Origin of the sequence: Kitasatospora aureofaciens (assembly GCF_019192735.1) — a bacterium.
GTDB lineage: Bacteria > Actinomycetota > Actinomycetes > Streptomycetales > Streptomycetaceae > Kitasatospora > Kitasatospora aureofaciens_A.
In genome coordinates, this window is sequence record NZ_JAHTKP010000067.1 from 20,436 (window position 1) to 37,396 (window position 16,961).

Below are 16,961 nucleotides of genomic sequence, written 5' to 3' on the forward strand. Positions count from 1 at the left end.
CGGTGGAGTGGCCGAGCGGTGAGGCAGCGGCTTGCAGGGCCGTTTACATGGGTTCGAATCCTATCTCCACCTCTTCTCTTCTCACCCGAGCGGGTGAGTGCCGCGCGGGAGGCGCGGGCGGGGGTCCGGCCGGTGGATCGGCGGGTGGATCAGCGGGCTGGGAGGGCCTGAGGGGGCTTCGTCGAGGTACGGGCGGCAGGGGCGTGGCGGGTTTCTCGACCGGCGGGTGGGTGCGGGGGCTCGTAGTGTCCGGGCAGAGGGTCGTTGTGCCCTCGCCGGCCAGGTTCCGCGGCCGGGAAACCCAACCGAGGAGGCACCATGGATGCCGCCCGTACTCCGTCACCGCCGTCGGGAGCCGGCACCACGCAGGCCGCTGCTCCGGCGGGTGCCAGGCCCGCCTGGTCCGCGCCCGCGGTGGAGTGCCACCGCACGGGTGCCGAGGTCACCGCGTACGCCGGACGGGCCTCGACATGGCGCGACCGCTGAGCCGTGAGCAGTTCGCGGCCAGGCTGTACGAGCTGCGCGGACGGTACTGGGACACCCACCCGTTCCACCTGCGCCTGCACTCCGGTGGCTGCACGCCACCGGAGCTGCGGCGCTGGGTCGCCAACCGGTGGTACTACCAGCTCTGCCTGACCCGCAAGAACGCCGCGATCATCGCCAACTGCCCGCTGCCGCAGGTCCGTCGGGCCTGGGCGGGGCGGCTGGCCTACCAGGACGGCACCGGCGCCGAAGGCGGGTTGGCGGACTGGCTGGTGCTCGCCGAGGCCGTGGGCCTGTCGCGCGAGGAGGTGCTCGACGAGCGGCACGTCGCCCGCGGGGTGCGCTTCGCCGTCGACGGGTACCTGCACTTCTGCCAGACCCGGGCGTGGACCGAGGGCGTGGCCGCGGCGCTCACCGAGATGTTCTCGCCCGACCACATGGCCGAGCGGGTCACCGCCTGGCGCGCGCACTACGGCTGGATCGCCCCGGCCGGGTACGCCTACTTCGAGCACCGCATCCCCGTCGCCCGCGAGGGCAGCGCCCGCACGCTGGAACTCGTCCTGGACCACTGCGTCACCGAGGCCCAGCAGCAGGCCGCCGTCGACGCGCTGGCCTTCAAGTGCGAGGTGCTGCGGGCCATGCTGGACGCCGTCGACTACGGGCCGCAGCGGTGAGCGGCGCCGCCCCCGGGCTGCGCCCCGGCGTCCGGCTGGTGCACGATCCGGCGCGCGGGCGCTCCGCGCTGCTCCACCCCGAGGGCGTGCTGCTGCTCAACGACACTGCCGCCGCCGTGCTGCGGCACTGCGACGGGCGCCGCGACGTACGGTCCGTCACCGCCGCGCTCGCCGAGGAGTACGACGGCGTGGACGGCGCGCAGGTGGACGCCCTGCTCACGGACCTCGCCGAACGGCGGCTGCTCACCCTCGACGGGACGGGCGCTCCCGCCGTGCCCGCCACGGCCGCCGCCCCGCCCGGCGGGCCCGTCCGCGCGCCCGTCCCGCTCGGGCTGATCGCCGAACTCACCTACCGCTGCCCGCTCCAGTGCACCTACTGCGCCAACCCGGTCGACCTGTCCCGCTACCGCGCGGAGCTGGACACCGGGCAGTGGCTGCGCGTCCTCGACGAGGCCCGCGGGCTCGGCGTGCTCCAGCTCCACCTGACCGGCGGCGAGCCGCTGCTTCGCCCCGATCTCCCGCAACTCGTCGGACACGCACGGGAGTTGGGCCTCTACACCAACCTGGTCACCAGTGGCCTCCCGCTGGCCGCCGGGCGCGCCGAGGAACTCGCCGCAGCCGGCCTCGACCACGTGCAGCTCTCCCTCCAGGACACCGACCCGCGCCGCGCCGACGCCGTCGCCGGGATCGCCGCCCACGACCGCAAGCTCGCCGCCGCCCGGCAGTTCACCGCCGCGGGCCTGCCGCTGACCGTCAACGCCGTCCTGCACCGCGGCAACCTGGCCCGGCTCGGCGCCCTCGCCGACCGGGCGGTCGAACTGGGCGCGGACCGGGTCGAGCTGGCCCACGTCCAGTACTACGGCTGGGCCTGGCGCAACCGCGCCCACCTCGTCCCCACCGAGGAGCAGGTCGAGCAGGCCGTACGGGACGTCGCCGCCGCCCGGGAACGCCACGGCGGGCAGATCGAGATCGTGCACGTGGCCGCCGACCTCCACGGCGGCACCGTCAAGCCCTGCATGAACGGCTGGGGCCGCGAGCAGCTGGCGGTGGCCCCCAACGGCGACGTCCTGCCCTGCCTCGCCGCCGCGCAGCTGCCCGGGCCGGCGGTGCCCAACGCCGTCGCCGACGGGCTGGCGGCGAGCTGGCACGACTCGCCCGCGTTCAACCGCTTCCGGGGCACCGACTGGATGCCGGAGCCCTGCCGCAGCTGTGCGCTGCGCGAGCTGGACCACGGCGGCTGCCGCTGCCAGGCGTACCAGTTCACCGGCGACCCCGCCGTGACCGATCCGGCCTGCCGCCTCTCGCCGGACCACCACCTGGTCACCGCCCCCGTCGCGGCCGGGCCGGCGGGGGCAGCAGGGCCGGCGCCCCGGCGGATGAAGTCCGCTACCGGGGAGTCCCGTTGAAGATCCGGCTTCTCGGGACGGCCGCCGGCGGGGGCCTGCCGCAGTGGAACTGCGGCTGCACCGAGTGCACCGCCGCCCGGCGCGAAGGCCGTTCCCGCAGTCAGGACTGCCTGGCCGTCAGCGGCGACGGCCGCGCCTGGTACCTGGTCAACGCCTCGCCCGACCTGCGGACCCAGCTGCTCGCTGCCCCCGAACTCGCCCCCGCTCCCGGCACCCGGGACACCCCGCTGCGCGGCGTCCTGCTCACCAGCGCCGAACTCGACCACACCCTCGGCCTGTTGACCCTGCGCGAGGCGTCCGGCCTGACCGTGCACGCCACCGCCCCGGTGCGCCACGCGCTCCACCACGCCTTCCCGGTGGGCCCGCTGCTCGCCGCCTACACCGGGGCCGACTGGCACACCGCCACCCCGGGCAAGCCCGTGGAGCTGGACGGCGGCCTGCGCGTGGAGGCCTTCGCGCTCGGCGGCAAGCGCCCCCGGTACGCCGCCGACCTGCCGGACCACGCACACTGGGTGACGGGCTACCGCTTCACCGAGGACGGCGGCGAGGCCTGCGCCGTGTACGCCCCCGGGCTGGCCGACTGGACGCCGGCCATGGACCGCGCGGTGGCCGGGGCGGACCTGGTCCTGCTCGACGGCACCTTCGCCACCGCCGGGGAACTCGCCGACCGTACGGGCGGCGCCCGCCGCTCACCGGGCATGGGCCACCTCGCCGTCCGGGACTCGCTGCCCCACCTCGCCGGCCGGCCCGGCCCCCGCTACCTGTACACCCACCTGAACAACACCAACCCGCTCGCCCGGCGGACCCCGCCCGAGGTGGCGGCGGCGGGAGCCGGGGTCGCCCGGGACGGCCTGCTGATCGAACTGTGACGACCACACCACGGGTGTGCCCCCGACCGGCGAGAAGGTCGGGGGCACACCGGAGGGGGCGTCAGCTGCTGCCGAAGCCCACGACGTGGCCGTCCCTGGTCCCGACGAAGACCCGGCCGCCGTCCGTCGCGGGCACCACGAACTTGGCCGCCGTGCCGATCGGGAAGGAGCGGCGCAGGTGCATGACGCCGTTGACGGGCACCGCGTCGTAGACCCGCAGCTCGCCGCCGACGCCGCCCGCGCCGGAGCCGGACCAGACCGCCCAGACCAGCGCGGAGGAGGGGCCCGTCCCGTTGGAGGTGACCACGGGGGAGCCGGAGCCGTAGCCGAAGCCCTCGTTGCTGGTCGCGACGCTGGTCAGGACCGGGACGCCGCTGCCGTTCACGCCGTACTTGAGCGCGCGCAGCGGGGAGCGGCCGTTGCCGGTGTCGGTGGCGACGGTGTAGACGTAGCCGCCGCCACCGCCGAAGACGGCCGGGTGGCCCCAGACGCCCTCGAAGGGGCCGGCCATGCTGACGGGGTTGTCGGTGCCGTTCGGGCCCTGGCCCATGCCGCCGAGGTTGTCCCGGTCCAGCAGGAAGACCCGGCCGTCCTTGCCGACCTGGACCAGCAGGTGCGGGTGCGCGGCGGTCCCGAAGCCGGACGGCAGGGCCATCGGCCCGCCGGAGCCGAGGTCGGTGTCGTTGGTGTCCAGGGTCCGGTTGTTGGCGGGGCTGAAGAAGTCCCGGGCGCTGAGGCTGCCGTCGGTGTTCACCCCGAGGCGGATCACCGACTCGCCGAGGTGTGCGGGGGGCCGGTTGCCGGGGCCCCGGCTCGGCGAGGCGCCCGTGCCGGCGCCGTTGCCGGTGGCGACGAAGATCCGGCCCGCTCCGTCCGAGACCAGCCCGCCGCCGCTCTGCCAGATGCCGCCCTCCATGGTGTCGGAGCCGGCCTCTGTGGACCACAGGGTGACCTTGCGGGTGCCGATGTTGACGCCGGCGACCTGGCCGACGTACGGCTCGGTGTCGCAGTAGGAGGCGAAGGCCGCGTACACGGAGCCGTTCATCAGCAGCAGGCCGGGGCGCCCGTTGGCGGTCATGGGGTTGAACGGGTGGCCGGGGCTGTTGGTCGGCGTGCCCTGGATGGTCACCGGCCAGCCCGTGCGCTCGGCGCCGGTGGAGGCGCTGAGCGCGTGCAGGTACCAGTGGGGGTGCTGGGCGTCCGGGCCGTCGTTGACCTTGGCGAGGGTGTAGACGGTGTTGGACGCGGGGTCGTACACCGGCGTGGCGGTGATCCCGGTGTACGCGGCGGGGTCGTTGCAGTGGACGGTGGAGGTGGGCCAGGCGCGGCCGAGTTGGCGGGTCCAGTTGGTCTTCCCGGTGGCGGGGTCGATGCCGTGGACATAGTTGTTCTCGGTCGCGGCGATCACGTTGGAGCCGGTGACCAGCGGCTGGGCCAGCACCGCGCCGTTCACCGGGGTGGACCAGCGCTGCCCGAAAGCGGAGGAGGAGACCTGGGCGGGGGAGAGGTTCGGCTCGCTCGCGTCCCACCCGGTGCGCTTGTTGTTGTTCGAGACGGTCGGGTCGACGGCCTGCGCCGGGGTCGCGAAACCGAACAGCAGCAGGCCCGCCGCCAGCGCGGCCCCCGGCTTCAGCCGCAGCAGCGCCCGTGCCCTCCTCTCCCGCCTGCGTTGCCGGTGGGTGGGTGAACTGAGTCGCGTCATGTGATCCGCCCTGGTCTCCGGAGTGTCGTGGACGTCGAGGTCCGGCCGAGGGCCAATCGTGATGACTTCCGGTCGGTTCGGCGCGCATCTGCGGGACGACGCGGCGGCGGCTTCATACGAGGAGAGCAGTGGAGGGGCGGTGGAGGGTGCGGCGGCGGGACGCGCTCGTGGCCGGCCCGCCGCCGCGCCGTCGGGCCGGCGTCAGCGGGCGGCGTGCGCGGCCTCCAGCCAGTTGAGGAACTCGCAGGCGAAGTGCCACTGGTGGCCGGTGAAGACGTGCTCGGGGGCGTGTGCGGGGAACCGGATCGTCAGGCGGATGCGCAGGCCGTCCGGACCGTCGCCGAACTCGTGCGTGACGCGCGCGATCTCGGTGCCGTCGGCGAGCCGGCCGGTGCCGCCGATCCTGACGGGGTACGCCTCGTCGCCGCCGCCGACCGCCCGGCCGTCAGCGGCCCGGGGCCGGCCGAGCGGGTGCGGCCGAGCAGGGCCGCCACCGGCTCGTCCGGGTCCGCCCCCGGGGCGGGCGTGTCCTCCGGCAGGTAGGGCAGCGGGGTGAGCGCCGGGTAGAGCAGCAGCAGCGATCCGTCCGGCATCGGGCCGCACAGCGGCTCCCCGGTCCACTGCGCGGAGGGCAGCAGCAGGACGCCGCCGCCCTCCGGGCGGTACTCCGCCTCCCGGGCGACCGGGATCTCCAGCGTGCTCTCGCGCCACCGGCTGCCCGGGTGGAGGCCCGCCAGCATCCCGCGCAGCCCCTGCTCGCGCTGCACCTGCCAGCGCCAGGCGAGATCGGTGTCGAAGCCGGTGCGCAGCCGGGGCCAGTCCGTGTCGATCAGCGCCGCGTGGCAGGTGCGCAGGCTGTTCTACAAGTACTGCCACGCTTGCCGGTCCTCGTCCGCCAGGGCCCGCATCAGCGGGGTGACGGGCAGTCCGTTGCGGTGGATGCGGGCGAGTTCGCTGCGCACGAGCGTGTTGGTGGAGGAGCGTACGGCCTCCAGGCCGTGCTCCAGGTCGGCGGTGAGCGGGTCGAGGAAGAACGGGCCCGCGCCGGTCGGCGGGACCAGCTCGCTCAGCGGTGCGGCGGCCCGCGCGGCCGGGGTGCCGAGCAGGCGGTGTCGGCGGGCGAACGCCCGGTCCACGTCGGGCCGTTGGAGCATCGCGACGGCCAGTTCGAGCTCCATCAGCGGCGCCGGCCCGTCCGCGAACCGGGTGCCGAGCAGGTCCTCGGCCGTGAAGTGGATGCGGATCACCCCGTGCAGCCCCTCCCCGCGGCGCCCGGGCTTTCGGCTGAGGCCGAAAGCGTCGCGCCGGTGCCGCCCCGGCCCGACGATAACCGGTGCACGGCCGCGGGGGCAGTGGGCCCGCTCGTGGCCGCCTCGCCAACTCGTACGGTTCGCCGAGCCGTTGCGGCGCAGATCGCGTGGCACGAACAAGCCCTACCTGACCGCGTCCCGACACGGGAACAACGGCGGAATGTCGGTCAGTTGATGCTCCTCGGCGGACTGGATCCCTGCACCCGAACCTGGTTGTCGTTCCCCGGGTGCACACTGGAAGCTCCCACTCGTGGTTGATGGCAGAGATGAGACGCCATGAACGATTACGACGGTGAACTCCCCAAACGAAACCCGGTCTTGAGCACCACTCTCAAGCGCCTGCTCGACCTCGACCGAGAAGACCTCGGCGTCCCCGAGATACCCCGACTCTGGGAGAAGCTCTACGCCGACAAACGGCCAGTCCCTGAGCGCGGCCTGCTCTGTCCCACCTGCCTCGACGCCCGCCCCAGCCAGCCGGAATGGATGTACCTGTCCCTCCGCCAGGGCCGCCGCATCGCCTCCCACTACAACCCGAACCGCCGCGCACACGACGAGCCGGAAAGCGACGAGCACAAGGCGTACAAGGAGCGATACGCCCGGGCCGCGGAAAGCGACGGCCACGGCGTCGAGATCGAAGCCCGCGCAGCCGATGGTCGGCGCCGCACCGACGTTCTCGTCACCGGCGCTGACGGCCGACTATTCGGCTTCGAACCCCAACTGTCCTACATCACCCCCCAGGCTGTTCGTCACCGAGACAGGATCGCCAAGGAAGACGGCATCACAGCCGTGTGGCACACCGTCGACCCCAAAGCCCCCCTCATCGACCAGGTCCACTGGGCGCGCACCGACAACCTTCCGGCCAGAGCCATCCGCGAGGACCGCGACCTGCTCGTCCGAGGCGGCGTACGCACTCTCAATCTGAAGAAGTGCGACCACACCAATCCGCTTCCGTGCCCGGTCAAGAAGATCGGCCGCTGCTACCAATGGCACCCGACCTGGGACATCCAGGTACCGCAGATCGACGACATGGTCCGCCGCATCGCCGGCGGCGTCTACGTCCCGATCACCCTCAAGACCACAGCCGGCGGCCTGCTCCGCTTCTGGGCACCGGAGAAGGACCGGAAGGTCTTCGTCTCGAACGGCGGGGCACTGGTCGACACGGAGACGAAGCTGGCGGTCCCGCGCCAGCGCAAGTCTTCGGCGGGTCTGCGCGACGTGGAGTGCATCCGGGTGCGGGAAGACCGGCGCGGGCCCGACTTCGAACCCATGCCGCCGAAGGACACCGGCGTGGCGTACTGCGCAGCCGTAACCGTGAGCGTGCCGGTTTCGGCGGCACCGGTGATCAGACCGGTGCGGGCCGGCTACTGCTCCGCAGGCAGGACCCCATGCGGCGTGCCGGGTGCGCGCCTGTACCCCGGCGGCTGGTTCTGCGACTCCCACCGACCGGGGATTCGATACTGACCCGCAGCGACCATGCGGGTTGTCACTGGGGTCCGCTTGGATGGTCGGCATGACCGTCAACGATGTCGCCCGTTCTTTGCCCGATCCCGATACCTTGCGGGACCACTGCCGGGCTTTGGCGATGCTGGATGCGATCCTCAGTCCCGATTGGTCTGCGCGCTACTACTCCTTCGACGCGCGGTGGTCGCTGACGGAGGAGTTGGCGTCGATGCGCAACGGTTCGGGGGATGAGTACTCGATCGTCTTCGCTCCGGCTGGTGTGTACGTCCGGGGCTTCGACCACGAGTCGCCGATGAGCCCCTACACCGAGGACGGAGTGTGGCCGGGCGTGGTGGACTCTGTTCCCGAGGAGTTCCGGTCGTGCGTCGAGGAGCCCGCGTTCAACGACGACGGCGTTCCGACGGTGACGGTCTGCCTGTGGCGTAGGACGACTGATGAGAGTTGGCAGACGGGGGAGATCGAGTTCCCGGAGGGCCATGTCGACCCAGACGGGGCCGGCTGGTTGTTCCGGCTCCTCGCCGACCGATCTCCGGAGGCGTACGCTCGCTTCGCCGTCGACTACTACGAGGTACCTGTGGACCTGGATATCGTCCGGCATATCTGTGCTCTGCGGCCGCTCACCGATGACGTGGTCCGTGCCCTCAACGCCGAGCTGATCCTCGCGGACCTTGCTGAGGACATCGCCGAGATCGGCTACCCCACAGCGTAGGGAAATTGGCCGGATGAGTAATCCGCCGCGAAGTGGCGCGCGCTGGGAGTCAAGGGGTTGCAGGTTCAAATCTTGTCGTCTCGACTTGCACAGCCACAGAGCGTAGGCCGTTTCCGCTGGTGGCGATTCCAGGTACGCCGGTTCGGCACAGCCGTGGCACGGGCGAAGCGGGGCTCACCCGTTCGTGGACCCGATGCCCAGCGATCGGCCGGGCAGGATTGGATGATGGGCATGGCCGTGAGCATCGCTACCGACACCGTCCGAGCTGCTGCGTCTGCGAAGGCGTACAGCGGCGGCGAGAAGCTGTTGACCGCCGGCGCTGTACGCAACTTGGAGCCCGGCTTCGGCGGAGCCAACGCCGATGTCGTCGACGGCACCCAGACCTGGCAGGTCTGGGTCGGCGCCGTGGGTCGCGCCCTGACGGGTGAGTGCGACTGCCCCGACAGCCGTCCTACCGTGCTGTGCCCACATACCATCGCGGCGGCCCTGGCTGCCGTACGCGCAGGGTTCACCTGGAACGCGTTGCCCGAGTCCCGCCCTGACGCGCGGACCGTGGATCCCGCGGAGCGGCGCTTCCGTACGCTTGCCAGGACTCTCGACGCGGAAGAGCTCGTCGCTCTGATCGCCCGTCATGCCCTGCGTGACCGCATGCTCGCCGTCGATCTCGAGGTGGTCACCGGCCGCCTCGGTGCGCCGCGCGTCGAGGATCTGGAGCCGCTGCGTGCGCTGGTCGACGAGGCGCGGGCGATCCCGGACGGTCGCTACGAGTACGACCTCCACGATGTCGCCACCGCAGGCCGCGCCGTGGTGACCGAACTCCAGGCGCTGGCGCTGCGCCCGCCGTCGGTGGAGCTGCTGGACGCGGTCGAGTACACCGCGGAGCGCTGGGACTACCTCGCCGGGGTGCTGAGCCAGGACTGGCGCACCTACGACAAGGAATCGCGCGAGATCGGCTCGGCCATCGCCGCCGTGCACGTCGGCCTGTGCGAGCGACTTCGGATCGACCCAGCGGAGCTCGCCGAGCGCCTCGCGAGGCTGGCCACCGTCTGCGAAACGGATTCGTGCCTGTACCCGACCGGTCAGTACCGGCACCTACTCGGCCGCGACGGTCTGGAGGCGTTCGAGCGGAGGTGGAAGGAACTGCGCGGCTGGTAGCCGGACTCGCCCGGCTACCGACGTCAGGGGGCCAGTCCGGCTTTGTCGAGCTTGGCGATGAAAGTGGTCTTGCGCTTGTGCTCGGTGCGGAGTTCGGTGAGGTAGCGGATGAAGCCCTCGGCGTCGCCTGCTGCAGTGTGTGCGGAGCGCAGGCGGCGGAGCAGTCTGACGGCGCGGTCGTAGCGGTACTGGCCGGTGTCGGCGAGCTGGGCCTGGACCAGGAAGCGGTAGGGGCCGAGCACCTCGGCGGGGTGTGCCGCTTCGCGCCGTTCGACGAGGGAGTGGAGCAGGTGGGCCCCGACATCGCCGGGGTGTGCGGCGGCGGTGGACCATGCCTCCTCGTCCAGGCCCACGCTGTCCAGAGCCTGGACGAGTTCACGCAGCCGGAGCGGGTTCTCGGTGGCCCGGGCGCGCAGTGCCTCCAAGACTGCTGCGAGCGGCGTGGTGTCACCGACGCGGTCGCACGTGGCAGCCAGGGCACGGAAGGTGGCGGCGACGGGGTGACGGTTGAACTCGGTGACGCGCACCTCGAGCGCGGCGGCAACCTGGCCCTCATCGATGAGGAGGTCGACGAGCAGGTCGCGGAGCCTGTCGCTGTAGGGGTTGCCGGGGTGGTGGGCCAGTCCGCGCCCGGCCCAGTCGATGGCCTCGCTCGGGCGGTCGGCGTCGAGCAGGGCGCGTGCGATCTTGCGGTACTGCTCCGGGCTCTTCAGGTCCTCGGCGAGGACCGCGATGTAGTGGTCGACGTTGCCGGTGAGCTCGGCGAGCTGCTCGCGGAAGTCGCGGACGGCGAACTGGGCGCTCCACGAGTCCGGAGCGGCGGTGGCAGCACGCGCCTGGACCTGGGCGGTGATCTCGGCAATGCCCCGCTCGCCAAGGGCGGGCGCGAACGCTCGCAGGTGGATACGGGGCCAGCCGGGGCCGTCGAACTGCGCCGCGACCAGCCATGACGCGAGCGTCTTGGGGTTGGCGGGCGGGGCCTGCTCCAGCGCGCGGGCGTAGAGGTCGGTGAGTCCTTGGAGCGCGTCGCCGACGATGCCGGAGGAGTCGTCGAGGTACATCAGCGCGCGGGTGACCCGGTCCACGGCGGTACGCAGCGTCCGCACGACCGTGCCGGCCCGCCCGGCGTCGACCAGCGCGGTCGCCGTCTCCAGTACCTGGTGGGCGGTTGCCTGGTACTCGCCTCGCCCGTGGTAGGGATGGCGGCGCTTGTCCCACCGCAACCTGCCCACCAGCGCGGCGAGCTCGTCCGGGGAGACCGTGTTCGTGCCCATGCGCCCCATCCCACCACGTCGCGCATATCCGAGAGCAGATGGCGGATGCGCCCGTTCCCTGAACGCGGACCTGGCGTCCGCCGGAGCGAGTGCGCCGCTACCGTGCTCTCCATGACGGGTACGTGGAGCGAGGAAAGTCTGCGGCGGCTGCGCGCGGCGCGGCACGCAGGCGACGGGACGGCGCTGGTCGCGCTGCTGTCCGGGCAGCCGGTGGCCGAGGTTCTGCAGCAGGTCGGGGATGCCGTCGGCGACGCGGTGATCGCGGGGGTTCCGGGGGCTGCGGAACTGGCCCTCCAGTGCATTGCCCGGCTCGGTGAGCGCGACTGGGAGGGTGATGCGGAGCTGGCTCGGCAGGCCGAGGCTGCCCTGGGGCGCGGCCCGGTGCCACAGCTCAGGCCACTGCCGGTGGATCTGGAGGAGTTGTCCGGGCTGCTGGAAGGCGACCCGGTCTTCGGCGGTGGCCGGATCGACCTGACCACCGGTGACTGCTGGCCCCAGCAGGCTGACCCCGGCGAGCAGTCGGAGGACGACGACGAGGACCCCGAGCGGTGGCTGCCGGTGTGGTGCGAGGGTTCCCGGGGCGGCTACCGGGACATGGAGCTGTTCATCGCGACGGTCGGCGACGCCGATTTCGCGGATCGCCTGGAGATCGCGATCTCCGGCCGTGGCGCGTTCCGCCGCTTCAAGGACGTGCTGGCGCGCCGTGAGGAAGAGCTGCGCCGGTTCCACCTGTTCGCCGAGGAGCGGCAGCGCGGCCGGGCGCGGGCCTGGCTCGCCGGGAACGGCTACCGCCCGGTGGCCCGCCAGTGACCGCGGCCGGACGAAGCAGATTGGTTGAGACGAGCGGGGCGACCCATGACGGGAAGCCGGACCTGGAACGCCTCAGCGTACTGTCACCGCCAGGGCGGCGGAGGCGGTTTGGGGCATGCGCCAGCCGTTCGGGTTGAACGACCAGGGGTGGGCGCTCCGGTGTCCGGGGTTAATGGACAATGCCCGGGTGATGGAGAGCGACGATGTCCTGGCCAGGGTCTTGGAATTGCGGGCAGCGGGGAGCGGGCCGAAGCAGATTGCGAGGGCTCTGGGGTTGCGCCCTGCGCAGGCGAGTGCTCTGCTGCGACAGGCGGCCGAGTGCCAGACCGAAGGGATGGCCCCGGCCGATCGGCCGGTGATCGGGTGCTGGGTGAACGCGGGCTGGAGCGTCGGCCTGGGACTGGCCGCCGCGCCCGCGTGGGCGGAGGCCGACCCGCATGCCGCCGAGAATCCGGAGACGGCAGGTTTCGCCCAGGTACTGGTGGCCCGCCAGGAGCGGGCCAGCAGAGTAACGGTGTGCGGGTTCCTGGTGGACGTCCACTGCTGGGCGTCAAGGACATCGTCGAGCCGGAGGCCGTCGGAGCAGGCTCGCTCCTCGCGTACCTGCGCCGGTACTACTCGGCATTCGACCAGCCGCCGCTGAGCATCGAGCTCGAGCAGGCTCGCACGATCGTGCACGGCGCGGTCGCGTACGCCCGTTCCCTCGGTTTCTCGCCCGCGCCCGGCTTCGCGGACACCGCCCCGTACCTCGGGCCTGTGTGGGGCGACGAACCAGCGATCGACTTCGGCCGCGAGGGGAAGCCGTTCTACGTCTCAGGCCCGCACGACGACGCCCGGAAGATCGTCCGCACCCTTGAGCGGTCCTGCGGCCCGGACGGCTTCCACTACACCGTGGCGATGGGGCAGCTGTGAGCATCGATCACCAGCTCGATGACCGGCAGGAGAAAGAGCGCCGGATCCGCGCCACCGAACACGAGGCGCAGGCCAACCTGGCCGCCGTGCTTCAGCTGTGCGCCACGGGCAAGCTCCGCTGCAGCGAGAAGACCCGCAGGCCCAGCGCGGCCGCCGTCGCCGCGATCACCGAAGTCCTCGACGACGGCGACTTCTACCAGCACGAGGCCATCGCCGCCTTCGCCTGGCCCCTGCTCCTCCAGGCCGGCGGCCTGGCGACCATCGCTACCGGCAGGCTCACGCTGACCCCGCGCGGCCGGACCGCGCTCGCCAAGCCCGCACACGAGACCATCGCCGCCCTGTGGCGGCGCTGGCTGAAGAACACCCTGCTGGACGAGTTCTCCCGGATCGAGGAGATCAAAGGCCAGCGCGCCGCCAACGTCCTCACCGCCGCCCGACCGCGCCGCGAGCTCGTCGGCCAGGCACTGACCACCCGCACCGCCGGCCAATGGATCACCGTGGACGACCTGTTCGCGCAGATGCGCCGGGCCGGTCAGGACCCCGTCATCACCCGCAGCGAACGCGCCCTGTGGAAGCTGTACCTGGAAAGACCCCCAGTACGGAAGCCTCGGTTACGACGGCCACCACGACTGGCCGCTGCTCCAGGGCCGCTACACGCTCGCCGTGCTGTTCGAATACGCGGCCGTCCTCGGCCTGATCGACATCGACTACATCCCGCCCGCCGGGGCACGCACCGACTACCAGCACAACTGGGGCGGCGACTACCTCGACCAACTCAGCCGCTACGACGGCCTGCTCGCCATACGCCTCAACCCACTCGGCGCCTACGCCACCGGCCAGGCGGCCACCTACAACCCCAGCCCCAAGCCCCAGCCGGCAACCCCGCTCGGCCAGATCACCGTTCTGCCCAACCACGACATCGCCGCCCTCGACGGACTCGCCCCCGCCGACGCGCTACTCCTGAACGCCTTCGCCGACAAGACCGGCGACCGCGTCTGGAGCCTCACCCACGGCTCCCTGCTCCGAGCCGTCGACGCCGGACGCGACCTCACCGAGCTGCGCCGCTACCTGGAGTCGGCAAGCCGGCATCCGCTGCCGCAGACCGTCACGACGCTGCTGGATGATGCGGCTCGCCGCCTCAGCCAAGTCCGCGACACCGGCCCGGTCCACCTGATCGAATGCGCGGACCCTGTCGTAGCGGCCCTCCTGGCCGGGGACCGGCGCCTGCGTACCGTCGCGACGAGGCTGGGGGAGCGCCACTTCGCTGTCCCCGCCGACCGGCTCGCCGCCTTCCGCAGGGCTGCCCTCGCCCAGGGGTACCCGCTGGACGCCCGATGACCACCGGACGCCAGGGCCACTCGTCGAAGCACAGCCCCGAATCAGCGCACCGGCGATGAAGGGAAACCCGACCCGGAAGGGGGTGAGCCGCAGTGAGGAAGCTCACTGCGGCTCACCGGCCTCTCACGTGCCTCTCACGGACTGGGTGTCATGAGGTGGGATCAGGCGTCATGGGAGGTGGACGAGATGGGCCCTGACCTGCACGATTCGGACTGGTGAACACCAGTCGGACACCCTTTCGACCGCTGGGGGTCAAGGGGTCGCAGGTTCAAATCCTGTCGTCCCGACAGAAATGTCGCAGGTCGGAGGCGGTTTGCTCGTGTAGAGCAGGCCGCCTTTTGGCGGTTTTCGGACATCGCAAAGCGGGCATTTCCCGCTGAAGCGCCAGTGCGCTTCCTTGAAATCAAAGGAATTCACTCGCCCTTGTGGCGTGATTGGCCGTTTCCACTGTGACTTCCCTTCGGATCGTTAGTGTGGCTGCCCGTGGCGCACTTGACCGGGCGCAGGGCGGGGTCAAGTGGGTGACTGCCTGGGCTCAGTGGAGAAATCCCAGGTCAGAGGCCCTGCGTGTGGCTAGCCGTCAGATTTGACGGGTTCTCGGGGGCGCCTCGGGGCGTGTCGCTGGGGCGGAGTTGGCATGAAATGGCCCAGTTGGGGCCGAGATTTCGCTACTGACAGTGACCGATATCGGATCGCGATCTGCAATTTTCGACAATCCGTGTTGCAACTGCCTTGTGTGTTACGCAAGTTGGGCGAGATCCGTCGATTCTGGCGTGATGTCAGGTGATCTGGTGACGCCCCGTGAGGTGTTTGAGGGCGGGTGCTCAGTGTGTTTGCGCTCGGGTGGAAGTGGGTCGCGGCGAGGAACTGATGAGGCTTTGTGGTTCTTGCGATGGCCTGCTGCTACCAGCGGCGGGGGATCTGCCCGTTGAGTCGGAGTTGCTCGACGAGGTGGCGGGTGAGGGCTTCGCCGGCTTTGGCGAGTTCGCGGATGTTCGGGTGGAAGTAGCGCTGGGTGGTGGTGATTTCCTTGTGGCCGGCGATCTGCTGGAGGATGTGGAGTGGGATTCCGGCGTCGGCCATCCAGGTCAGGCCGGTGTGGCGCAGGTCGTGGCGGCGCAGGTGTTCGTAGCCGAGGTCGTGGGTGACGTCGTCCCAGTGGGTGGCGTCGCGTAGGACGGCGGTGCTGATGCGGCCGCCGCGGGGGCCGGTGTAGAGGCGGGCGTCGGGGTCGCCGCGGGTGGCTCGGAGGCGGCGGATGATCTGCGGGCGTAGCGGTTCGATGATCGGGATGAAACGGGCGACCCTGCCCTTGGTGTGTTTGTCGACGAGGCCGCCGGGTGCGGGGGTGGTCTGCCGACGGCAGGTCAGGAGCCAGTTGACGGTGTCGATGTCGTGGGCTCGAACTCCCGAGACTTCGCCGATGCGGGTGGCGGTGCAGGCGCCGTGGATGATGACGTCGCCCCAGCCGCGGTAGTGGTTGTAGGAGGCGTCGACCAGGGCGTCGGCCAGTTCGGTGAGCGCGTCCCAGTCGCGCAGCGCGGGGGCCCGGGGGTCCAGAAGTTCGTCCTCCTCCTGCTGGTACGCGCTCTGCCAGCCGGTGACGTGGGCGGGTGCGCGTTCGATGAGGCCGTCCACGACGGCTTGCTCGAGGATACGGAAGAGCATGGCAAGGGTGTTCTTGATCGTAGAGCGGCTGCAGCCGTCGGCGATCCAGCTGTTGATCGTGCCGGCGATCGCGCCGGTGGTGACCAGGCGGACGGGGAGGTGTCCGAGGTCGGGCTCGATCCGGTGATGCCATCCGGCGAGGTAGGGGACGTGTGTGGTGGTCTCAAGGCCCACCAGGATGATCGGGAGGCGGAGCTCGACGTACTCGGCCAGCGACATCGACGCCAGGGAGGGGAGTACGGGGCTGCCGGTGGCGTCGGCCAGGATGGTCAGCCATTGGGTGACCAGTGCCGGGTCGAGTCCGTTGTGGACGGCCTCGGCCAGGAATGTGGCCCAGGCGTGTGTCTGGGCGGGGCTGACTGTGACGGGTGCCCGGAGCCTTGGGTCGGTGCCGGTGGCCGGGTCGAGGTGTGCGGTGCGGTGCCGAGGGTGGCGGGTGACGGGCGGGGCCGGACCCCGGTGGTCGCCGCCATCTGGGCTGGTTCTGAAGAATTCGCGAAAGGTATTGGCGTGCTCATATGTCATGGTCACTCCACACGACCTTGACTGCTTGATGCCGTCATTGCCTCATGCTCTGCCTGCACTGCAGGAAGTCGATCAAGCCGTCCTCGCGGAGATCGAGGAGATGCGGCGCCGTCTGCGCCCCACCTGCGCACGCCTCGGCGCTGGGAGGGGCAGATGCGGCGCAACCTCACGGCGCGGGCCATCGCTGGCTCGAACACGATCGAGGGCTATGCGGCGAGCGTGTCGGATGTCGAGGACATCACGGTCGGCGAGACCCCGATCGAGGCAAGCGACACCGTCGCGGTCGAGATCGAGGGCTACCGGCAGGCGACGACCCACATCCAGCGCCTGGCCGAGGCCGGCGACGACTTCGCGTACAGCAAGGGCCTGCTCAACGCGCTGCACTTCATGATGCAGGGGCACCACTTGGTGAAGCGGCCCGGCTGGTGGCGCACTGGCCCGGTGTACGTGACTTCGGCGGAGGACCCCACCTGAGGTTCCCCCAAGGCCGGGAAGTTAATGCTCTGCGAGCCCTAACTTCCCGGCCTTGGGGGAACCTCACTCGCCAATCCGGGGAGGACGCCGCGCACGGCTTGGACGGCGGTGTCCTGCCGCACGAAGCCGCGCGTGTGTCGAGGACGGCTCCTCACCGCCGCCGGACCGGGCGCCGGCGTCGCCGCGCGGCC

The 16,961-nt window shown here is 71.3% G+C and carries 17 protein-coding genes and 1 tRNA gene; 12 read left to right on the forward strand and 6 right to left on the reverse strand.

Going from position 1 to position 16,961, the window contains the following annotated elements; all coding sequences use genetic code 11:
- Position 1: 1 nt before the first annotated feature.
- The 5 genes from KV557_RS35435 to pqqB all read left to right on the forward strand — a co-directional run bounded on the left by KV557_RS35435 (position 2) and on the right by pqqB (position 3,432).
- Positions 2 to 72 (forward strand) — tRNA-Cys (locus KV557_RS35435).
- A 246-nt stretch (positions 73 to 318) separates the two neighbouring features.
- Positions 319 to 486: a pyrroloquinoline quinone precursor peptide PqqA gene (gene pqqA, locus KV557_RS35440; RefSeq protein WP_218205702.1), complete on the forward strand. Its 168-nt coding sequence runs from the start codon at positions 319 to 321 to the stop codon at positions 484 to 486.
- A complete protein-coding gene (pqqC, locus tag KV557_RS35445; RefSeq protein WP_218205703.1) occupies positions 471 to 1,157 on the forward strand; it encodes a pyrroloquinoline-quinone synthase PqqC in 687 nt (228 codons plus the stop codon). Before pqqA ends, pqqC begins: the two co-directional genes overlap by 16 nt.
- Positions 1,154 to 2,563, forward strand: a complete 1,410-nt coding sequence (pqqE, locus tag KV557_RS35450) for a pyrroloquinoline quinone biosynthesis protein PqqE (protein WP_218205704.1) — start codon at positions 1,154 to 1,156, stop codon at positions 2,561 to 2,563. The genes pqqC and pqqE overlap by 4 nt, the downstream gene beginning before the upstream one ends.
- Complete coding sequence (gene pqqB / locus KV557_RS35455) at positions 2,560 to 3,432, forward strand: pyrroloquinoline quinone biosynthesis protein PqqB (RefSeq protein ID WP_218205705.1); 873 nt, start codon at positions 2,560 to 2,562, stop codon at positions 3,430 to 3,432. The genes pqqE and pqqB overlap by 4 nt, the downstream gene beginning before the upstream one ends.
- A 61-nt stretch (positions 3,433 to 3,493) precedes the next feature.
- Here pqqB and KV557_RS35460 read toward each other — a convergent pair whose 3' ends face one another.
- The 3 genes from KV557_RS35460 to KV557_RS35470 all read right to left on the reverse strand — a co-directional run bounded on the left by KV557_RS35460 (position 3,494) and on the right by KV557_RS35470 (position 6,381).
- Positions 3,494 to 5,134: an outer membrane protein assembly factor BamB family protein gene (locus KV557_RS35460; RefSeq protein ID WP_218205706.1), complete on the reverse strand. Its 1,641-nt coding sequence runs from the start codon at positions 5,132 to 5,134 to the stop codon at positions 3,494 to 3,496.
- Between the two features lie 308 nt (positions 5,135 to 5,442).
- The gene (locus tag KV557_RS35465; RefSeq protein WP_218205707.1) at positions 5,443 to 5,901 is read right to left on the reverse strand and encodes a hypothetical protein; all 459 of its coding nucleotides are present in this window, start codon (positions 5,899 to 5,901) and stop codon (positions 5,443 to 5,445) included.
- A 93-nt stretch (positions 5,902 to 5,994) separates the two neighbouring features.
- A complete protein-coding gene (locus tag KV557_RS35470) occupies positions 5,995 to 6,381 on the reverse strand; it encodes a regulator (RefSeq protein ID WP_218205708.1) in 387 nt (128 codons plus the stop codon).
- 339 nt (positions 6,382 to 6,720) lie between these two features.
- Between KV557_RS35470 and KV557_RS35475 the strand changes: the two genes are divergently transcribed.
- From KV557_RS35475 to KV557_RS35485, 3 genes are all read left to right on the forward strand, one after another.
- Positions 6,721 to 7,905 carry a competence protein CoiA family protein gene (locus KV557_RS35475; RefSeq protein WP_218205709.1) on the forward strand — a complete coding sequence of 395 codons (1,185 nt, stop codon included), beginning with the start codon at positions 6,721 to 6,723 and terminating at the stop codon, positions 7,903 to 7,905.
- 49 nt (positions 7,906 to 7,954) lie between these two features.
- Positions 7,955 to 8,614, forward strand: coding sequence for a hypothetical protein (locus KV557_RS35480; protein ID WP_218205710.1), 660 nt, complete (start codon positions 7,955 to 7,957; stop codon positions 8,612 to 8,614).
- A 231-nt stretch (positions 8,615 to 8,845) separates the two neighbouring features.
- On the forward strand, positions 8,846 to 9,769 hold the full coding sequence (locus KV557_RS35485; protein ID WP_218205711.1) for a hypothetical protein: 924 nt from the start codon (positions 8,846 to 8,848) through the stop codon (positions 9,767 to 9,769).
- A gap of 23 nt (positions 9,770 to 9,792) precedes the next feature.
- On the opposite strand, the gene KV557_RS35490 is transcribed toward KV557_RS35485, so the two are convergent.
- A complete protein-coding gene (locus tag KV557_RS35490) occupies positions 9,793 to 11,043 on the reverse strand; it encodes a DUF6880 family protein (protein WP_218205712.1) in 1,251 nt (416 codons plus the stop codon).
- A 111-nt stretch (positions 11,044 to 11,154) separates the two neighbouring features.
- Between KV557_RS35490 and KV557_RS35495 the strand changes: the two genes are divergently transcribed.
- The gene (locus KV557_RS35495) at positions 11,155 to 11,853 is read left to right on the forward strand and encodes a UPF0158 family protein (RefSeq protein WP_256178429.1); all 699 of its coding nucleotides are present in this window, start codon (positions 11,155 to 11,157) and stop codon (positions 11,851 to 11,853) included.
- A gap of 516 nt (positions 11,854 to 12,369) precedes the next feature.
- Entirely contained in the window at positions 12,370 to 12,765 is a 396-nt protein-coding gene (locus KV557_RS35500) for a hypothetical protein (protein ID WP_218205713.1), read from the forward strand.
- Here the strand turns inward: KV557_RS35500 and KV557_RS35505 are convergent.
- Positions 12,738 to 13,253 carry a hypothetical protein gene (locus tag KV557_RS35505; protein WP_218205714.1) on the reverse strand — a complete coding sequence of 172 codons (516 nt, stop codon included), beginning with the start codon at positions 13,251 to 13,253 and terminating at the stop codon, positions 12,738 to 12,740. The two genes, KV557_RS35500 and KV557_RS35505, sit on opposite strands and share 28 nt — an antisense overlap.
- A 175-nt stretch (positions 13,254 to 13,428) precedes the next feature.
- Here KV557_RS35505 and KV557_RS35510 point away from each other — a divergent pair, with 175 nt between their 5' ends.
- On the forward strand, positions 13,429 to 14,103 hold the full coding sequence (locus KV557_RS35510) for a helicase-associated domain-containing protein (RefSeq protein WP_218205715.1): 675 nt from the start codon (positions 13,429 to 13,431) through the stop codon (positions 14,101 to 14,103).
- Positions 14,104 to 15,006: 903 nt separating this feature from the next.
- Here the strand turns inward: KV557_RS35510 and KV557_RS35515 are convergent.
- Complete coding sequence (locus tag KV557_RS35515; protein WP_256178430.1) at positions 15,007 to 16,296, reverse strand: site-specific integrase; 1,290 nt, start codon at positions 16,294 to 16,296, stop codon at positions 15,007 to 15,009.
- Positions 16,297 to 16,449: 153 nt separating this feature from the next.
- Between KV557_RS35515 and KV557_RS35520 the strand changes: the two genes are divergently transcribed.
- On the forward strand, positions 16,450 to 16,770 hold the full coding sequence (locus tag KV557_RS35520) for a hypothetical protein (protein WP_218205716.1): 321 nt from the start codon (positions 16,450 to 16,452) through the stop codon (positions 16,768 to 16,770).
- The last annotated feature ends 191 nt before the right edge of the window (positions 16,771 to 16,961 follow it).